This window comes from Algoriphagus ratkowskyi, from assembly GCF_002150505.1.
In the GTDB taxonomy this organism is placed as follows: Bacteria; Bacteroidota; Bacteroidia; order Cytophagales; family Cyclobacteriaceae; genus Algoriphagus; species Algoriphagus ratkowskyi.
Window position 1 is genome coordinate 75010 of sequence record NZ_MSSV01000002.1, and the last position, 16747, is coordinate 91756.

Annotated in this window: 14 protein-coding genes; all 14 read right to left on the minus strand. The window is 39.0% G+C overall.

Annotated features, from left to right (window positions below; all coding sequences use genetic code 11):
• Window positions 1-2 precede the first annotated feature (2 nt).
• The 14 genes from BVH02_RS02075 to BVH02_RS02140 all read right to left on the minus strand — a co-directional run bounded on the left by BVH02_RS02075 (window position 3) and on the right by BVH02_RS02140 (window position 16737).
• Window positions 3-1466: a lipopolysaccharide biosynthesis protein gene (locus BVH02_RS02075; RefSeq protein ID WP_086498358.1), complete on the minus strand. Its 1464-nt coding sequence runs from the start codon at window positions 1464-1466 to the stop codon at window positions 3-5.
• Window positions 1463-2599 carry a TDP-N-acetylfucosamine:lipid II N-acetylfucosaminyltransferase gene (locus BVH02_RS02080; RefSeq protein WP_086498360.1) on the minus strand — a complete coding sequence of 379 codons (1137 nt, stop codon included), beginning with the start codon at window positions 2597-2599 and terminating at the stop codon, window positions 1463-1465. The genes BVH02_RS02075 and BVH02_RS02080 overlap by 4 nt, the downstream gene beginning before the upstream one ends.
• Window positions 2596-3738 carry a dTDP-4-amino-4,6-dideoxygalactose transaminase gene (rffA, locus tag BVH02_RS02085; RefSeq protein WP_086498362.1) on the minus strand — a complete coding sequence of 381 codons (1143 nt, stop codon included), beginning with the start codon at window positions 3736-3738 and terminating at the stop codon, window positions 2596-2598. Before rffA ends, BVH02_RS02080 begins: the two co-directional genes overlap by 4 nt.
• Before the next feature lie 68 nt (window positions 3739-3806).
• The gene (locus BVH02_RS02090) at window positions 3807-4775 is read right to left on the minus strand and encodes a Gfo/Idh/MocA family protein (RefSeq protein WP_086498363.1); all 969 of its coding nucleotides are present in this window, start codon (window positions 4773-4775) and stop codon (window positions 3807-3809) included.
• A 2-nt stretch (window positions 4776-4777) separates the two neighbouring features.
• On the minus strand, window positions 4778-5350 hold the full coding sequence (locus tag BVH02_RS02095; protein ID WP_086498366.1) for an acyltransferase: 573 nt from the start codon (window positions 5348-5350) through the stop codon (window positions 4778-4780).
• A gap of 85 nt (window positions 5351-5435) precedes the next feature.
• The gene (locus BVH02_RS02100; protein WP_086498951.1) at window positions 5436-6563 is read right to left on the minus strand and encodes a DegT/DnrJ/EryC1/StrS family aminotransferase; all 1128 of its coding nucleotides are present in this window, start codon (window positions 6561-6563) and stop codon (window positions 5436-5438) included.
• A 7-nt stretch (window positions 6564-6570) separates the two neighbouring features.
• Entirely contained in the window at window positions 6571-7671 is a 1101-nt protein-coding gene (locus tag BVH02_RS02105; protein WP_086498368.1) for a GNVR domain-containing protein, read from the minus strand.
• A gap of 49 nt (window positions 7672-7720) precedes the next feature.
• Window positions 7721-8320, minus strand: a complete 600-nt coding sequence (locus tag BVH02_RS02110) for an acetyltransferase (protein ID WP_086498370.1) — start codon at window positions 8318-8320, stop codon at window positions 7721-7723.
• Window positions 8321-8378: 58 nt separating this feature from the next.
• Window positions 8379-9698: a UDP-glucose dehydrogenase family protein gene (locus BVH02_RS02115; protein WP_086498371.1), complete on the minus strand. Its 1320-nt coding sequence runs from the start codon at window positions 9696-9698 to the stop codon at window positions 8379-8381.
• 28 nt (window positions 9699-9726) lie between these two features.
• Window positions 9727-12339, minus strand: a complete 2613-nt coding sequence (locus BVH02_RS02120) for an SLBB domain-containing protein (RefSeq protein ID WP_191278308.1) — start codon at window positions 12337-12339, stop codon at window positions 9727-9729.
• 169 nt (window positions 12340-12508) lie between these two features.
• Entirely contained in the window at window positions 12509-12937 is a 429-nt protein-coding gene (locus tag BVH02_RS02125) for an ArsR family transcriptional regulator (RefSeq protein WP_317045410.1), read from the minus strand.
• A 203-nt stretch (window positions 12938-13140) separates the two neighbouring features.
• Window positions 13141-13512, minus strand: coding sequence for a hypothetical protein (locus tag BVH02_RS02130; RefSeq protein WP_086498375.1), 372 nt, complete (start codon window positions 13510-13512; stop codon window positions 13141-13143).
• Between the two features lie 96 nt (window positions 13513-13608).
• Window positions 13609-16023 (minus strand): penicillin acylase family protein, encoded by a 2415-nt coding sequence (locus BVH02_RS02135; protein WP_086498377.1) that lies wholly within the window; start codon window positions 16021-16023, stop codon window positions 13609-13611.
• A 138-nt stretch (window positions 16024-16161) separates the two neighbouring features.
• Entirely contained in the window at window positions 16162-16737 is a 576-nt protein-coding gene (locus BVH02_RS02140; RefSeq protein WP_086498378.1) for a DUF2911 domain-containing protein, read from the minus strand.
• Window positions 16738-16747 lie beyond the last annotated feature (10 nt).

Here is a 16747-nt window from a genome sequence, read left to right on the forward strand (position 1 = left end):
AACTAACGGACACTATACCGAACTTTTAAAATTGACTTAATCTTATAAAGTTCCTCTTTATTAACCCAAGCAATAAGAAAAAATGTCACAAGTAATAGAATCACTTTCAGAAGTATAGTACTGAAAAAACCAACTATTGGGAGGTGGTAGGAAGCAATCGAGCAGGCGATGAATGCTGCAAAAACCGCCAAATTTTTTAAAAACTTATACGGGATAAAATAAAGCTGCTGGGATTTCCAGAACATATAAATAGGAATAATTAATTGAGCTATACAAATAGCAAAAGCAGCACCTTCCTTACCATAGAGCGGAATTAAAAACAGATTTAAAGCCACGAGGAGACCGGCAGAAAGTAAGCTAATCATCCCAAGTGGAGCGGTCTTTTTAGCTATCGAAGCTCCTAGCCCTGCAATATTTGTAAGCCCCATCAACAAATAATTGAAAGTCAACATACTAGCTACTAGTGCAGCTCCATAATATGCTGGTGTAGTAAGAAGGACTAAAGCCTCAAATGCAAATACTGAAATAAGTGTGCAGATAAACCCTATCACAAATACATACAATTGAAGAGAAGCGGCATAAATTTCTTTTGCATGAGGCTGGCTTAAAATAGAAAAAGCAAAAGGTGACCAAGCTTGTTGAAAAGAGGTAGTTGCCAGTGCAGAAACTGCAGCAATACTAATTCCTATTTGGTACAACCCTACCTCACTTTTGGGAAGAAATTCATTGATAAAAAATACGCCGGACAAATTCACTACCCAATAACCTAAGCTAGCAGGAACGAATGGCAAGGCATACCGTAGCATTTCTTTAAACTTGACCCAATCAAACCAGCTAGGAAGCCCAATCCAAGTATATAAAAAATAAATAGCTACAGGTAGGGTCAAAATGGCTCCCCATAGCTGAGCGTAATAAACTCCTGCTACACCTTTTTTAAGAATTACTACAAAAAGTATGTTAAAGCCAATAAGAATTAAACTCTGGTAAAGAGACAAAAACACTGCTCTTCTTGCCTTTCTTTCGAATCTCAACACATTGACTCCTATAGAAGGCAACACCAATAGAGGCAGGGTCAAGGCTAAAAGCTTGATCAAATAAGCCCCATCAGCATAATCATCTAGAACTAGTGCTGCCCAATAATTTGCAGTGAAGAAGAAAAAAACGGTGGCTATTACCGAAATAAATAAATAAAACCAAAGCCAAGTATTAATTATTCTCTTCCGCTCCTCACTTACTTCAGTATCATAAAACCAACGTGCAGTGGAATTATCCATTGCGAAGACCAAAAAGATAGTAATCAGTATAAATGCATTTGTTAATACACCTATTACTCCGTAATCATCTGGAGTATATACTCTAGTATAGATGGGTGTAAGAAATACACCTATAAAGCGGGTTAAAATTCCTGAAAGACCATAGATCAAGCTATCAGAAGCTAGATTTTTCAGATTTTTCAGTACACTCATTTATCTTTACTCATTGACCCCAAGTACATTCTCTCGTAGCTTTCTGCTATCTTATCTTCACTGAAGAATTTGAGGATCAAATTTCTGTTTACTAATCGATCTTGTTCGTTTAAAATATTTCCTAGTGAGTTATTTGAAAGGTCTTCTAGCGAAAAAAGCAAAAATCCTTTATCACTTAGATTAACATAAATGGAGTTCTCCTTCGGTAAAAAAATCTTCACTCCTAAAAATAACAAGCCCAAGATATTCCCAAAAGCCTGCTGAACTTTCAAAAAGAACACTGCAAAACCAACCTCTGTGAGCATATTGTAGTATTCAAACTTTGGTAAAAAAGCTGTACGCGGTTGGAATTTTTCTCCAAAGGCATCTCTGCCTGCTGAGATAACAGCTTGGATATATGTCTCATTTCCATAAGAAAGTGGGCAGAGAATATCATGCGTTACTCCAGATTCCTGTAAAAACTCAATTGCATCTAGGTGATTGTTTTCTAATGCACCTGAATGTCCAAGTAGTAGCTTCTCCCCTTTTGATTGAATTGTGGAAAATGATTTTACCTCAAATAATTCGTTAACGGATAAAATAGTATGAGGGATAATATCATAGCTTTTCCTAAAAGTGTTTTCTGCTTCTTCTACATCTTTCAGAAAACCCGTCCCAATATATTTTATCCTCTGAAAAGACTTTTTATAATCATAGGAATTGACCTTTCCCAATTTACTTTTTAGCCTTTCCTTAAATCTACTATTAGACTTTATTTTATCAGAATTAGCTTCTATCCAAGCTAGATTCATTTTGAAATAAAGAGACTTTGTATAAAATTTTGAATTATATAGATCTCCACTCCAAAGTATCCATACCAGTTTCTCAGAAGCTATCTTAAATTTCTCGACAAAATAACCGGTCTCTTGATTGTGATAATGGATGACAACTCTGTCATATTTGTTCGTGTCGTTGAAGAATTCAAGGTACTCGCTAGAGCCAGATAGCAAAAACTTGCACACTGAAGATTTAATATGGTTCCTCTCCACGCTGAAGCACACAAAGTCACATTGATTGCCATTGAGGAGCTGCACTTTATGAATAATCCAATCTGCATACGGGGAGTCAGGAAGTATAACTAATACTTTCCTCATTTAGGCAGGATAGAGATTAAGGAATCTATTACAAGGTCTTGATCTTCCTTTTCCAAATCAACAAACAAGGGTAATCTCAAGAGGCAATTAGAAAAGTGGTCGGAATTCCCAAGAATTCTTCCATCATGGCAACTTGTATAGAATTCGCTAGAATGAAGGCTGAGATAATGAAAAACCGCCCAAACCCCACGTGATTTGAGTTCCTTTATAATATGATCTCGTCTTTCCAGAGTAAAGCAATCAATATAGAATAGATGCGCGTTGTTAGTGGAGTAATCCGGGATTGAACATGTTTTAATCTGCCCAGTTTGTACTAGTAACTTCAACCCTTCTTTATATTTTTCCCAAATGTTAATTCGCGTTTGCTGGATATGATCCATGTGCTCTAGCTGAGCCCATAGAAAAGCAGCGGTAATCTCTGATGGCAAAAACGAAGAACCAATATCGACCCAACTGTACTTTGCCACCTCTCCTCTAAAGAATGCTGTTCTATTGGTGCCTTTTTCCCAGATTATCTCTGCCCGGTCTAAAAGATCAGGATCTGAGACAACAAGCATCCCTCCTTCTCCAGAAATGATATTTTTAGTGTCATGAAAAGAAAACGTAGCCATGTGACCTATGGAACCTAGCGCTTTCTTTTGACCGTTTGAATCTATAAAATAATTATCAATAGCCTGTGCAGCATCTTCCACCACAAAAAGTTGATGTCTATCTGCAATCTCCATAATCTGATCCATTTTACAGGCTACACCAGCATAATGAACTACTACTATGGCTTTGGTACGAGGAGTGATAAGCTCTTCAATCAATGAAACATCCATTGCTGGATGATCAGGCAAGCTATCAACGAACCTTATTTTTGCACCTCTAAGCACGAAGGCATTAGCAGTGGATACAAAGGTATAAGATGGCATGATCACCTCATCCCCTGGCTCAATATTCAAAAGAATAGCGGCCATCTCTAGGGCATCAGTGCATGAATTTGTCAAAAGACATTTTTTGAATCCATACTTCTCTTCAAAAAATGTTTGACATAACTTTGTGTATTTACCATTACCAGAGATTTTCCCCGACGCAATAGCATCTGCTATATACTCTAGTTCTTTGCCTGTCTTGAATGGCTTATTAAATGGAATCATTGAGAAATTAAAACAACATTTTTAGAAATACATGAAGAAGAAATAGCACAGCTCAAAAGCCAAAAACATTAGGTTGCCGAAAACGGATGCTTTGCCAATTCTCCAGCTGCCAAAGGATGATAATCACCCTTTAAGCCTATAGGTTCTGCATGTCTGATATGCTGCACGATTTCGATACTTGGCCTTGCTTCTTCTAATCCGAAGCCTTTTCCTTCTAATATATGCTGGTAACTGTGTGTGTGAAGCTCTGTAAATCCATCGCTGAATTCAATTTCAGTGCCTTCCATGGTTAGCGATCGGTAAGTTCTTCCTCCTCGTGTTTTTACTGCGTCTGGCAGAGTATCTTCATTTATGCTCAAAAACCAACGAATTCTAGCTCTTTCTAATTCGAAATAACCTGCTGCTCTGTCATGGGTATGTAAATGGACCACATTTTTCTTTACCGACCCAAATACCCAGGTAAGCATATCATAAAAGTGAACGCCAATGTTGGTAGCAATGCCTCCAGATTTGCTCACATCACCTTTCCAAGATGTATAGTACCAATTTCCTCTAGAAGTAATGTAAGCTAAATCAACATCATATATTTTATCCGCTGGACCTTCTTCTATTTGTTTCTTAAGCGCAATAATGGAGGAATGTAACCGCAACTGAAGGATATTGAACACACGTGTACCGTGCTCCTTCTCCACCTCTGACAAAGCATCGATATTCCAAGGATTTAGCACTAATGGTTTCTCACAAATAACATTAGCTCCTACACGCAATCCAAAACGAATATGTGAATCATGGAGGTAATTTGGTGAGCATATACTTACATAATCAATAGGGTTGTTAGACCTTTTTAATTTCTCAACATGCCTGTCGAAACGCTCAAACTCGGTAAAAAAAGCAGCCTCTGGAAAGTGACTATCCATCACACCTACACTGTCAAATTTATCATATGCTGCCGACAGCGTGTTTCCTGTATCTTTTACTGCTTTCATGTGTCGAGGAGCAATGTATCCTGCGGCACCTATCAATGCAAAATTCTTCATTCTTAAAGTTTGGTTACTTGATTGTTTTGAAGCACATAGCGATCGCCTGTTTCTTTGCACTCAGCTTCACCTTGCTCATTAAAAACTAACTTACTTCCAAATTCGCTCATCCAACCCATTTGTCGGGCAGGATTACCTACCATTAAGGCATAGGCAGGAACGTTTTTGGTGATTACTGAACCGGCACCTACAAAAGCAAACGAACCGATGTCATGTCCACATACAATCGTCGCGTTAGCACCAATGCTGGCACCTTTTCCCACATGTGTTTTGGCATATTCTGACTTCCGGTTCACCGCACTTCTTGGGTTGATCACGTTAGTGAAAACCATCGATGGACCTAGAAACACATCATCATCACATGTCACTCCAGTATAAATAGAAACGTTGTTTTGAACCTTTACATTGTTGCCCAAGACCACTCCTGGCGAAACAACTACATTCTGACCGAGGTTACATCCTTTCCCTAATTTACAATTAGGCATCACATGCGAAAAATGCCAGATTTTAGTTCCAGCTCCGATTTCACAGCCTTCATCTATGTAGGCACTTTCATGTGCAAAATATTCTTTCATCTATCTATTGATTTTTATGTGGTCGGATTGTCGATCTAGCGCGATTGAAATAACATGCTAAATTACATTAGTGCCACGCTAAATTTTATGAAAAAAACTTATTTATCGTTTCAATTATATACGCTTGATCATCTGCTTTCATCTCCGTGTGTATAGGAAGTGATAGCACTTTCTCACAAAGCGATTCTGCTACCGGGAAATCACCCTTCAGAAATCCCAAATTCTTATAGGCTTCCTGCTGATGAAGTGGAAGTGGATAATAAACCATGGAAGGAACACCATTTTCAGCCAGATAACTTTTCAATTCTTCCCTACTGATTCCCTCAACCTGTATCGTATACTGGTGAAAGGCATGGGTAGAATTTGCCGCCCTTGCAGGAATTTTTATATGCTCATGTCCAGCAAAAGCTTTATCGTACTGATCTGCCACTTCATTTCTTGAAGCAGAATATCGATCAAGGTGCTTTAGCTTAACATTTAAAATAGCCCCTTGAAGTGTATCAAGTCGAGAATTCACTCCAACAATATGATGATGGTATTTTTTCTTCTGACCGTGGTTGGCAATCATGTGCAGTTTCTCCGCCAATTTTTCATCGTTGGTGAACATGGCTCCTCCATCTCCATAGCAACCTAGGTTTTTGGAGGGGAAAAATGAGGTAGTCCCTATATCTCCCATGGTACCAGCCTGCATAACTCTTCCGTCTGAGAACGTGTATTTCGCACCTATTGCCTGAGCAGTATCTTCAATGACTTTGATGTTGTGCTTCTTTGCAACATCCAAAATTGCTTCCATATTAGAGCATTGTCCATAAAGATGAACAGGTACTATTCCAGCAGTTTTTGATGTTATTTTAGATTCTAATTCAGTAATATCTAACTCATAAGTAGAATCAATTACATCAATGAATATTGGAACTAAACCTAATAAAGCTATCACCTCAGCCGTAGCCACATAGGTAAAAGCTGGAACGATAACTTCTTGTCCGGGCTGAAAGTCTAAGCCCATCATCGCTATCTGAAGTGCATCTGTACCATTGCCGCAGGTAATAGCGAATTTGGCGCCGGTGTAAGCAGCCAAAGAGCTAGAAAAACTTTTTACCTGAGGACCATTGATAAATGCTGTCGTATCGATGACTTCTTGAATAGCCTGATCTACCTCAGTTTTGATTAAATCATATTGGGACCGTAAGTCCACCATTTGAATAGCACGCATATTTTGATTACTTAACATATAGGGAAAGCAATATCCTGTAGAGTGAAAATAAAACACCAACAAAAAAACCTAGAAATAAACTAAAGACAATGATTAGAGGCTTATTGGGTTTACTAGGCCCTAATGGAATACTCGCTTTTTCCATAACAGTAAATATTGGAGTATCTTTTTTAAGTTGAATAGTTGCTTGCTCCAACTCCTGCTTCATCGAATTGTAAATATTGAAGGCAATATTAAATTCAAATTGTAGCTGCTCCTCTTTAGTCATAGCTCTTCGAGAGATCATACCTTGATTGGAATCTCTATAGGAAGCAAGTTTCATTTGTGCTTGTTGAAATTTATCTTCTGCCTCAATTACTCGTTCTGCAATAAACTCTAAATTAACTTTTTGCTTGGCCGTTTTGTAATTAGTGACATAGTCGATCAATCTTTGAAAAACGATTGCATTGACTTTAGCTGCGACTAATGCCTCAGGCATTGACACCTTTAGCTCTAGCAACTTCATTTTATCCTCGATCAAAATTTTCGACTTTAATTGTCCCATTGCGAAAATCTCTGAAGAGGATACTAAAACGTAAGGCAAAACTTCTTCCTCCTTATTTGGACTTGTCTCATCTGAAGATATTACTAACTCTTGGGAAGAAAATAAGCCAATTACTATAACTGGAATACTGAATACATAGTCTATGGTTTTCTTTACAATATTCCCTGGCTTCTCTTCAAGATAATATTCCTCCAAAGTCATCTCCTTACCCATCGTGTGAAAGTAAAAGGACTCTTTCATAATGCTAAGCAAAAAATCCCTGCTATGAATCACATCAGGAAATAATTCCGAGCTCAACACTGCTTGGTCTCCCTGCATTTGCGGTAGTGTAATCCCAGCGAGTCCAACTAAGGCTCCCATTTGGCCAAGTTGTGCTCCGCCATCTGCTTCTTCAAGAATTACCAGAGAGGAAGAGGTGTATTCCTTGGGACTAGTCGACGCAATTAATATTCCGACAACCAGACCTCCCAAAGTAAATAGTAATAACCTTCTCTTATTTCTGAAAATTTTCTGGATCAATTCTAGGTAATCCATTTCCACTTTTGACTGACCATTTGAAGGCATTTGCAATTTCTATTTGTTTGAAATGAAGGTTAAATTTGAATATAAATCTTTAAATTAAAGTCTTTGCAGGAATACCTACCAGGGTTGACTTTTCAAATACTGACTTCGTGACCACAGCCCCTGCACCTACAATGACTCCGTCACCTAACTCAACTCCTGGTAATACAATCACTCCAGCGCCAATACGACAATGTTTTCCAATCTTAGAACCTCCCAGCATCATTGCTCCAGGCCCGATTTCGCTGAAATCACCTACCTCGCAGTCATGGTGAATGTGAGCACGAGTATTAACCAAAACACCCAATCCTATTTTTGTATCAGGACCAATAAAACTGAAGGGCATTTCGTCAAATCCATATGCTAAATCTTCCGAAAGAACAGGATGATGGTTAGTTAAACCAAATAATGTACCACCCAGCGCTACTAATAAATTGTATAATTTTTCACGAAAAAATGGATTACCAACACCCAACACAAATCGAGAATCTTTACTGAAGTGAGCTTGTGTTTCTTCTGAGCTAAGTATTCCTGAATCTATTAATCTAGTTGGGTCTTCGTCAAAAAAGGAAATCTCAGAATGGGAAAAGCCTTGTTGAATTAAGACATGTCTTACTTCTTTGCCATGTCCACCAGCTCCTGCTATTATCATAGTTATTTATTACTCAACACAAAGTTATGCCCTTGAGCGAAACCCAAGGGCAATAAAATCATTTAGATCCAATACCATAAGTCTCAAATCCTAAGGTCTTTAAATACTTTTTATCATAAATATTTCTTCCATCGAAGATCACTTTATTCTTCAGCAGCTTACCCATGACATCCCAGCTAGGGATTCTGAATTCCGACCACTCCGTGATCAATAGCAAAGCATCTGCATCTACTAAGGCTTCGTACGCATCCTTGCAATAGGTCACTTTATCGAAAATGTAGTGCGCTCTTGCTTCGTCCATTGCTACAGGATCATATGCTTTTACTTTGGCACCTGCAGCCCTTAGCTCATCGATAATCACTCCAGCTGGAGCCTCGCGCATATCATCCGTATTGGGTTTGAAGCTCAGCCCCCACATAGCGAACGTCAATCCGGTAAGATCCTCACCAAAGTGCGCCTTCACTTTCTTGGAAAGCACATACTTCTGATCATCATTCACATCTTCTACAGACTGGAGTACTCTGAGATCATAACCATATTGTTTGGCAGTTCTGATTATTGCTTTTACGTCTTTTGGAAAACAGGATCCTCCATAACCAACACCTGGATAAATGAATTTATTGCCAATCCGAGGATCGGAACCTATTCCTTTTCGTACCATATTCGCATCTGCACCTACAAGTTCGCAGAGGTTAGCGATGTCGTTCATAAAAGAGATTTTGGTGGCTAACATTGCATTTGCCGCATATTTTGTCATCTCTGCAGATGGGATATCCATGTATATGATGCGCTCTCCGCTCAATTGGAATGGCTTATACAAACGTTTCATAATCTCTTCTGCTCGAGCGTCATCCACGCCAATTACAATTCTGTCAGGTTTCAAGAAATCTTCCACGGCAGCACCCTCCTTCAAGAATTCAGGATTGGATGCTACGGCAAATGGCAAATCAGATGCTCTTTTATCCAAAGCTTTTTTGATCGCTTCTCTAACTTTCTCTCCTGTAGTCACAGGGACTGTGCTTTTGGTAGCTACTACAATGTAATCGGTCATTTTAGCTCCGATTTCATCCGCTACACCCAAGACATATTTCAAATCGGCTGACCCATCTTCACCTGGAGGTGTGCCTACAGCAATAAAAGCTACAGCTGCACCCTGAATGGCTTCGCCCAAATCAGTACTAAATTTAAGTCTTCCACTCTTAAAATTTCTAACAACAACTTCTTCAAGTCCTGGCTCATAGATTGGCATAATGCCATTTTTGAGGTTATCAATTTTCTTTTGATCAATATCAACACAAGTCACTTCGATCCCTACGTCAGCAAAACATGCTCCTGAAACCAAGCCAACATAGCCTGTACCTACTACTGCAATTTTCATATTTTTCTAACTAGTATTATGGTAATTACTATTTACTGTTATTTACAATGGTCTGCACCAAGATAGCTACTGTAGCAAGACTAGAAGCAATACCTATCCACGTTCCCGCCCCCATCCGATTTTTAATAGGCTTTCTAGGTACTACAATCTCAGCTCCAGGCTCCAATTCTGGGTAAAAATTTATCCCTAAGAAGTTATGGGTCCTTTTAGCATCTCCATTTGCATAGACTACATAAGTTTTTCCGCGTCTTGCAACTTCAGTAAAACCACCAGCTTTAGAGATATAATTTTTAAGACTACTGTTTTTACTGAATCTTGTGGTGGTAGGCAACAACACTTCTCCAACCATTCTTACGGTCTGTAATTCTTTTGGAATCTGAATTACATCACCTTCTAAAAGTATCAGATCCTCTTCTGATCCTGGATGCTGTAAAATATACCCAAGATCGATCCCAACGAAATCTTGCTCTTTCATTCGCATAGAAGTGATCGTCGAGTCTTGCCGGAGAGTATCAAAGGCTGGGGATATATCGAATAATCTACGTTTTTGCTCTGCTTTCTCACGTTTATACTTCTCTAGTTCATTTTGAGCAATCTTTTTATCAATCCTGTCATAAAGTAGCTGTTCTGCCTCATTCGAGTTCCTATTAGTCTCAGGGTCCAGATTATATAAAATTTCCTTAAGAGATTGTGCCCGTATCTCCTCCTCTGTTTGACCTTTATAATAGACAGTCCTTCTGATCAAGCTAGCTCCTTTTGGATAGGCATATTGAGTGATCCCTCCAGCGCGTTTGACTACATCAGAGATTCGCTCATTTGCTGATGCAATTGCAAAATCTCCTGGATAGGTCACTTCACCTCGTATAGACACCAACTGCTCTCTTTCAAACCCTGGACTCCTTCGTATAAAAACATGATCAAAAGGTTGAAGTGGACTATTCTTCTCTTCAGCAGTCAATTCCAGATTAGGGTCAATTGTCAAGGTCTGTATTTCAGCTATTTTCCCTGAAGACCCATCTCGCACTCTTCTAGCTATCTCTATTGAAGAATTAGTGGCTGACTCTAACATTCCACCTGATCTTAAAATTAGATCGCCAACAGTCATTTCTGATGCAAATGGATAAGTACCTGGATAGTTGATCTCTCCAGATATTTTCACATAGTACTCTTCCTGAATATCATACCTACTAGGGACAAATAAAAGATCCTCATTTTTCAATGCAACATCTTGAACTGATCCGCTTAATATTCCTTTCAAATCGAGCGGCTCTGCGGCCAAAGTCAAGTCAGCACTTGTCCTGTACAATGTAGCCCTAGTTGAAAATGCTTCAGGCTTCAATCCTTGTGCTTTTTCTACTAATCCTTTCACTGTCAATCCGCTTTCATCCAAAGAATATTCACCTGGTCGGGTGACGGATCCAGTTACTTGAACTCTATTTGAAAATCTATCTAATGCTTCGCCAATCAATATTTCATCTCCATCTTTCAATGAAAATGATGCGAATTCATCAGAAGGAACATCTACTACTTTTCGCTGATTATTTTCAATTCTCCTTACAGTTACTCTGTCACGATAAGCTATGCTGGTGAAGCCACCAGTATAGACATACAACTCCTCAAGTGACTCCCCAGCTTTGACTTCAAATAGACCTTCTCTACGAACTGGACCACTGATTTCAACTCTAGTTTCTACTGGTGGAACGATCACTACATCATTATCCTGAAGGGTGATGTTGGCACTCTGAACACCTTTTGCTAGAAATTCATAGATATCTACTGTAGCCACTAATCTACTATCTCTATACACTTGAATCTTTCTAAAAGCTCCATTTTCGTTAGGACCGCCTGCGGCATATAGACCATTGAAGACTGTTGCAAAAGAAGGAAGTGTATAAGTGCCTGGCTTGGTCAACTCTCCAACCATAGACACTTTGATGGAGCGAATATTTCCAAGTCTTAGTTGAATGAAAGTATTTGGGTTAGCTCCATTAAGACCTGAATAGATCCTACCTAGGGCAGTTTTTATTCTTGCCGTAGCAGCTTCAATACTCGACCCACCCACTTGAACTGGGCCAACATTTGGAATAAAAACTCTTCCTTCCGGACTGACATCCAAATCATAAGACTGCTGTGATGAGCCGTAGACATCTAATAATAATTGATCTCCTGAACCAATTACATAGGACATAGGCGTAGGAATATTTAAGCTAGGATTAAAGTTTAGCTCCCGATTATGAAACAATTTATAACCAAAAATCTTCTTCTGCTTTAATGTCAAATCAAAATACGGATCAGATCTACGAATGGAATCAAACATGTCTTCTTCTTGAAAACCATTGACCGTCCTACTTCCAGAACCACTTTGTCCCTCACCTTGTGATCCGACAGACATTTGTAGCTCGCTGATTCGTTTACTTAGTTTACCTGCTTCCAAGGCAGGCATACCTCTCTCACGTGCCAAAGCCGTTAACTGATTGGTAGTTAATCCGTTTGACTCTGCACGTTTAATCAATTGTTCGATTTGCGCATCAGACAAGTCATCCACTTTAAGATTTTGTATATCAGAAAGACTCTGACTTTGTGCCACAAAGCCTACAACCAAAAAAATCACCAGTAATAAGTAACTTTTGGTATTCTTCAACCAAGTATATTTTTCCAATTTTATAGTGTTCGAGTTCAACTCAATTTTACAATTTAATCAGTTACTAATTTCTGACTTTTAAAGGATTCACGGGCAATTGCACAAAGCTTCGCCCTTTCAGTCACAAATGTGCCTATAACCATACGCAATTAACTCTACTCCAAGCTATCTAAACTACTTCTTCCCTGTCAAATAATATCAAGCCAGTGGAAACCATCCTCTCAACAAGCAATGTCAATACCACTTTTCGATCAATCATCTCCTCTATCTTATTCGATAGATTTAAGATATAATCTTCGTTTAGGTTATCACCAATCACCACTACGTCTATCTTTCCCGAATCGATACCTTTTGAAAGATCCCCAACTAAAATCACCTGACTCACCTCTCCCATTCTTTCGAGTATTTGCTCCAAGAGCTTATCCAAGCCCAAATACTTTCGAATGATTTCTTGAATATTTGTAAAAAAGGGGTGAGCTACGTTTGCCTTGTACGCGATTTTATTTTTATCAGTTTCTTTTACCAAAAATCCTGCTTTTGTTAAGTTGTTCAACTCTTTGCGAATAGCATTAGTAGATTCTCCAAATTCTTCTGCCAATCCTCTCAGATGGCTCCGTGTTTTGGAGTTAACAAAAAACTTCACAAGTAACCTCAATCGTGTCTTTGAGGTTATTAAAGATTCAAGCATAAAAAAACACCTGCATAGTGAGTAACAAAGGTACTCATTGCAATGAATAGGAAAAATAAATCAGGTTTTTTTGATGAAGATTTGTAGTCGAAAATTACCTAGATAATATCAGATCAGCCGCCATAGATATTTGTAGGCTTCCTTTTGAGGGATTTTCGAAATAAACTCCCACTTAGCGCACTAAAAGCCCCAAGAAGAAACCCGAGTAAGCCAGTGACCGCAAATAAAACCATATCAGAACCCAACCCCATCAATTCACTCATTTTTTGGGGTAATTGACTGCCAGAAATTATACCGATATAGATGCTCTGTCCAAGCCATGCAAGGCCCATTCCTAATCCCCCTGCGAAAAAAGCTCCTACTCCATTTATACCTACCAATGCAGTAAGAATTGCGATAAATATCATAACTGCCCAATAAGGAAGAAATGGATTAATAATAATGATAAGCAAGGCAGTGAGAAAAGTGACTAGTATGAATTTCATGTGTTTATAATTTGTCTTTTAATTGTCACATGGAATCTCGCATGGTTCATAATCATCCCAGTGTGTGTGGTTTGAGACATGCTCGATTTCATGGCTTTAGTTTAAAATAGTTTGGAATAATACGCCCTCTGCTTGATCAGATTTCCTCAAATCAAAATTCAGATACTCGCCATTTGCCCATTTATTAATGAAATTGCTATAATACTTACTTCCTGGATTGCCAGATTGTCCACCCGGATATATCCCAAATGCCTTTATTTCTTCCCCTAACTCTACTACCATTCTCCAACTTGCACCAGCTCTATCGCTAGTGGCATTTAGCATTCCAGAACCTCCGCCTGTATATACATTATCTACAGAAAATGACTTGAACTGTGGAACCAGGTGTTGTATTTTAGTCCTTTTGTAATTGGCCCAGGAAAAATCCCCTTCGTCTGCTTCCCACTTTGCCATATCCACGAGCATCTCTTTGAATCCTTGCTTCACATGAGTAGCAGCAGTTTCAATATCTGCAGTATTCTTTAGATTAAAAATAGAGTCAGTTGGCTCATTCTTCATGAAAAGTACAGTTTGATAATAGCTTGGCAGTACGACTGGGGCTATGTTATTTGTAAGATCGGTCCAGATATGTGCATAGGTTTTCTTCCACCAGATATAAAAAACTGTAGGAGCCTTTTGATTAGGGTCAGCGTAAAAATCCCATTCGTTTAGTAGAGCAAGATACTTTTTGGCCACAGCGTCAGATTCTGAATCCTTACCCAGCAGCCCTAACATAATTGGCAATGCTTCAGCAGCATGGAGATAATAATCATCGAACTGTAAGCCCTGCATATCCTCAACGGTAATGTTACTCATTCCTTTAAGTTGGTTATTCAGGCGGCGATTTCTATAGAACTCAAAGCTATTATCGAATACATAATAAGGATAGGTCGAGTCGGTAGGATGTTGATTTGCCGAACTTACAAAACCACGAGAAGGATTTAAAGTTCTAGCATTTTGGTCATTTGGAATATAGCCCTGCCATTCCATTCTAGGATCTGCACCATCCATAAAAAATTTTCCTTGACCTCTCCATTTCAGAGGGAATTTCCCCTGAATTCTCATCGCGATATCGCCGCTTTTGGACGCAAACACAAAGTTCTGCGCAGGGGCAGTATAGTTATTCAACGCTTCATTGTAATCTTCATGATTTTTGGAAGCATTTAAAAGCAGAAAGGTCTTCTGCTCATTTGAGCCTTCATGGACATTCCATTTCAACGCAAAATTCACATCCTGACGATTGGAATTAAAGGTTTTGTCATAGACTACAGGTCCATAATGTGTATAGACCACCGTGTCAAGAAACACTTTTTCTCCCTTCACTTTTATCTCCTCAATTCTGAATGTTGTCTGCTCCCACCTATCTCCATAGCGATAGGCTTTTCTAGTATTGTCCTGAAAAGTTATTTTATACCAATCTCGTGTATCTCTAGTGGCATTCGTAACACCCCAAGCGATATCTTCATTAAACCCTGAAATCACACCAAGTGCACCCGGTAAAGTCGCACCTTTGACAGAATGATCAGGTGTGGTCAATTGCATCGAGTACCAAAGCGAAGGGAGATTCAAACTCAAATGTGGGTCATTGGCCAATATTGGGTTGCCACTTTTAGTTTTTGAGCCAGATACCGCCCAGTTGTTTGAGCCTGTACCATCTTCTGGCTGAGGCATAGGATCTATCAACAATAGATTATCTGGATACGAGATACTATCTGGACGAGTCACAGAAAGAGACTTGAAACCCCACTTATGCCCAGATTCTATGATAGGATCGACACCTTGAGGATATTCGGGATATAGTTTGTCCAGCATCACCTCACCAAGAATCTTACGTAAATTTGAGTATTCCAAATCCCGATCACCGACCAACATATCTGTCATGTATTTCAACAATAGTATGGACTTGAAAGCCGACCAGTGTTCTGGCCTGTAATTCAATATCTTATATTCTACTGGAAGCCTTGCATCAGATAGCTGGTCTATGTATTGATTCACTCCGTCTGCATAAGCTTCTAACAAAAGATAAGACTCCGGATCATTTTCTTTGATAAACTCCGCACCTTTTTCAGCTCCATAAGACAGACCTTTTCTACGAGTCATTCTATCTAGGTCCAAAGCCAAAGAACCTACAACCTCAGAAAGTCTCCCTCCCGCTGCCATGGTTTGGAATTCCATCTGCCAAAGTCTATGTTTTGCCGTGATGTATCCTTGAGCTCTGTATAAGTCAGCGTCGTTACTTGCAAAAACATGTGGAATAAGATTTTCATCATAAATCACTTTCACTTCAGCACTCAAATTACTAAGCTCTAATTCCTCCTCTGCCAATTCATCTTCAGAGAATGTATTTTGCCAGAATCCATTATTTGGGTCAAGTAATGGAGCCAAAGGTGGAATCGCTCCAAAAGGTCTAGATACTGCTACAGCAAGGGCAATAGTCAATGCAAAAGCGACAAAAAATCCTATGTACTTCATTGAATCGATTTTAGGTAAGGTGACGAATTTAGCCCAATCTGGTAACTATTAAGCATTTCAAGTAATTCTATTTGATCGAAGTCAAAAAAAAGCCCTCAAAACGCATTTTTGAGGGCTTTAAAAGAATTATATAAGTAACTATTTAATGCTGATTGGTAGCTTTAGTTTTTCCCAACGAATGATTATTCCAGGATTTTCTACTTCCATTGATAGTGATTCTTGACTAGTATCTCCCCAAACTGGAGTTACTTCTACGCGAAGCACATCATTTTTTTCGTCATACTGAAAATGCCCATGTTCCAATTCCCAATCAGAATTAAAAATCACTGTCCATGGTCCGGACTCCTTAGGAATTGTGAACAACGAGTACTTGCCAGCTGAAAGTTTTTTTCCTTCCACAGTTACATCTTCGGCTAGTTCTACAAAAGAAGCCTCATTAGCACCCGTTCTCCATACTACATTATAAGGCACTAAATCACCCCATAATTCACGCTCTTTCACAGCAGGAGAACCATATTGAACTTTAATTGTCTTGCCAGCAACTTTACCTTGCTTGACCATTAATGGACTTGGTCTGGACTCTGTAGTTTCAGCTGCTTCTTTGGTCTCAGAAGCCACTTCAGATTCAGCTGATTCAGAACCTTTTGGTTCCGTACAGGAAGCTAAAACTAGCGCTATCATTGCAGTCGATACTATCGCTTGGTACTTTTTCATATTGGGTAAT

Bases quoted from the DNA above. Each gene is read 5' to 3' on its own strand.
- BVH02_RS02135 (WP_086498377.1), bottom strand. From the start codon at position 16,023: ATGAAGTACATAGGATTTTTTGTCGCTTTTGCATTGACTATTGCCCTT.
- BVH02_RS02095 (WP_086498366.1), bottom strand. From the start codon at position 5,350: ATGAAAGAATATTTTGCACATGAAAGTGCCTACATAGATGAAGGCTGT.
- BVH02_RS02100 (WP_086498951.1), bottom strand. From the start codon at position 6,563: ATGCGTGCTATTCAAATGGTGGACTTACGGTCCCAATATGATTTAATC.
- BVH02_RS02090 (WP_086498363.1), bottom strand. From the start codon at position 4,775: ATGAAGAATTTTGCATTGATAGGTGCCGCAGGATACATTGCTCCTCGA.
- BVH02_RS02075 (WP_086498358.1), bottom strand. From the start codon at position 1,466: ATGAGTGTACTGAAAAATCTGAAAAATCTAGCTTCTGATAGCTTGATC.
- BVH02_RS02110 (WP_086498370.1), bottom strand. From the start codon at position 8,320: ATGATAATAGCAGGAGCTGGTGGACATGGCAAAGAAGTAAGACATGTC.
- BVH02_RS02080 (WP_086498360.1), bottom strand. From the start codon at position 2,599: ATGAGGAAAGTATTAGTTATACTTCCTGACTCCCCGTATGCAGATTGG.
- BVH02_RS02140 (WP_086498378.1), bottom strand. From the start codon at position 16,737: ATGAAAAAGTACCAAGCGATAGTATCGACTGCAATGATAGCGCTAGTT.
- rffA (WP_086498362.1), bottom strand. From the start codon at position 3,738: ATGATTCCATTTAATAAGCCATTCAAGACAGGCAAAGAACTAGAGTAT.
- BVH02_RS02130 (WP_086498375.1), bottom strand. From the start codon at position 13,512: ATGAAATTCATACTAGTCACTTTTCTCACTGCCTTGCTTATCATTATT.
- BVH02_RS02115 (WP_086498371.1), bottom strand. From the start codon at position 9,698: ATGAAAATTGCAGTAGTAGGTACAGGCTATGTTGGCTTGGTTTCAGGA.
- BVH02_RS02105 (WP_086498368.1), bottom strand. From the start codon at position 7,671: ATGCCTTCAAATGGTCAGTCAAAAGTGGAAATGGATTACCTAGAATTG.